Raw genomic sequence first — 2,391 nt, forward strand, 5'->3', positions numbered from 1 at the left:
AGATAAGGTATAAGGGCCGGGAGATCGATCTTCGTGTGTCCACTTATCCTGTGATGACCAGGAACAGAGGGGTAAACGAAAAGGTCGTTCTTAGAATCCTTGATCCGCAATCAAAGAACCTGACCCTTGACGTGCTGGGATTTCTCCCCCGGACACTTAAAACATTCAGCGAGATGATCAATCGTCCCGACGGAATAATTCTGGTGACAGGACCGACCGGAAGCGGTAAAAGCTCGACCCTTTATTCTGCCCTGCAGAAAATTTACAGCGTGTCAAAGAATATCGTCACCATGGAAGATCCTGTGGAATATCATCTGGACGGAATCAGTCAGGGGCAGATAAATACCAAAGCCGGATTTACATTTGCAGAAGGGATGAGATCAATTCTCCGCCAGGACCCGGATATTATCATGATAGGTGAGATGCGGGACAGGGAGACATGTGAGATGGCGATTCAGGCGGCTCTCACAGGGCATCTGGTGTTCTCGACCCTGCACACCAACGACTCTGCATCAGCTTACACCCGCTTGCTTGACATGGGGCTTGAACCCTACCTGATCACATCGACTGTTATCGGGATTCTGGCTCAGCGGCTGGTTCGCAAGATCTGCACAAGGTGCAGGGAGGCGTATACCCCTGAACCAGAGCTGCTTTCTAAAATCGGAATACGCCCGGGTATTCAGCTTTACAGAGGGAAGGGGTGCAAACAATGCGGTGGTTCAGGTTATTCGGGACGTATCGGGATTTTTGAACTTCTGGTACCAGATGCAAATATTACCAAGCTGGTGCTTCAGCGCGCCCCTTTTGAGCAGATCAAGCAGTATTGCCTTAAGAGAGGGGATTTCGATTCACTCCGTCGTGACGGATTGAGAAAGGCTATTGAAGGATTGACAACTATAGAGCAGGTACTTGGAGCAACACAGAATGATTAAGAACGGAAGTTCGTTTATCGATAAACTGGTTTTGAATCCCGTGCAGCGAGAGGCGGTACTTTATGATGGTGGACCGGAACTGGTGTTTGCAGGAGCAGGGACGGGAAAAACCCGGGTATTGACCGCCAAGATTGCTTATCTGATCGAAAAGGGTACTCCGCCAGGAAGAATTTTCGCTGCTACATTTACAAACAAAGCAGCACGGGAGATGCGCACCAGGGTTGAGTGTTTTACAGGAATGTCCGTTGAGGGACTCTGGATAGGAACATTCCATTCTCTTTGCGCAAGGATACTGCGCCGCGAGAGCAGATTTCTGGGTTATGTACCCCATTTTTCCATTTACGATCAGAGTGATCAGCTCTCCCTGATAAAAAAAGTGCTCAAAGCACTTGAGGTGGATGACAGGAGCATGCCTCCAAGACAGGTGCTCGGTCTGATCTCGAATCATAAAAACAGATGCACTACTCCGGAGGAACTCGAGGGAAGAGTATCGAACTATTTTGAACAGCAGCTTCATAAAATTTACAAAACATACCAGAAGATGCTCAGGGAACAGCAGGCAATGGATTTTGACGATCTGCAGTCAAACACTGTTTACCTTTTCAGGGATAATAAAGAGGTCTCCGCAAGGTATCAGAGCTGTTTTGATTACATTCTGGTTGACGAATACCAGGATACCAATGCCGCGCAGTTTGTGTTACTGAAGCTTCTTTCCGGCAGAACCCGGAAGGTATTCGCTGTGGGTGATGATGATCAGAGTATCTACGGGTGGAGGGGCGCAAGAGTGGAGAATATTCTCTCTTTTGAGAGCCAGTTTCCGGAAACGAAGGTATTCAAGCTTGAACAGAACTACCGTTCCACAAAGGCTATTCTCGATTTCGCCAACTCCGCAATCGCAGGCAACCGTTACCGGACTCCAAAGCAGCTCTGGACCGATCGCAGCGGGGGCGAGGTGGTGATTGTAAACAGGTATCGTGACGATCGTCAGGAGGCTGACGAAGTTGCCAGAAAAGTAAATCTGATTGTAAATGGCAAGACTAAGGGTGGAGATGTGGCGGTGCTGTTCAGGACTAACGCTCAGTCCCGCTCCTTTGAGGAAGCTTTCCGTAAACATCGTATTCCTTATGTCCTTGTCGGTGGAACCGGGTTCTATGAAAGAGCTGAAATCAAGGATTGTCTGGCCTATCTCAGGCTCATTGTAAACCCCTGCGACAATGTGAGCTTCGAGCGAATCTATAATGTACCTGCAAGGGGACTGGGTCAGAAAGCTCTTGAGACTCTTTCCGATGCGGCAGGGAAAAAGAACTGCTCGCTTCTGGAGGCTCTCTTTAACTGCGATCTCTCTCTTCTTGGCAGCCGCTATCAGAAGGGCTTTTCTGATTTGCGTTCTCTATATGAACTGCTCAGGGAAAAGAAATCAGACTCTCCTCATGAAATCCTGAATTCTGTGCTGCAGTTG

The 2,391-nt window shown here is 48.6% G+C and carries 2 protein-coding genes; both read left to right on the forward strand.

Translation table 11 applies throughout. From position 1 onward, the window contains the following. Positions 1-35: 35 nt before the first annotated feature. Complete coding sequence (locus tag GX089_12300; GenBank protein ID NLP03270.1) at positions 36-932, forward strand: type II/IV secretion system protein; 897 nt, start codon at positions 36-38, stop codon at positions 930-932. Further along, positions 925-2,391: UvrD-helicase domain-containing protein (locus GX089_12305; GenBank protein NLP03271.1), on the forward strand; the 1,467-nt coding region annotated here is incomplete at its 3' end. The genes GX089_12300 and GX089_12305, both read left to right, overlap by 8 nt.

The sequence above is a fragment of the Fibrobacter sp. genome (assembly GCA_012523595.1).
Lineage (GTDB): Bacteria > Fibrobacterota > Chitinivibrionia > Chitinivibrionales > Chitinispirillaceae > JAAYIG01.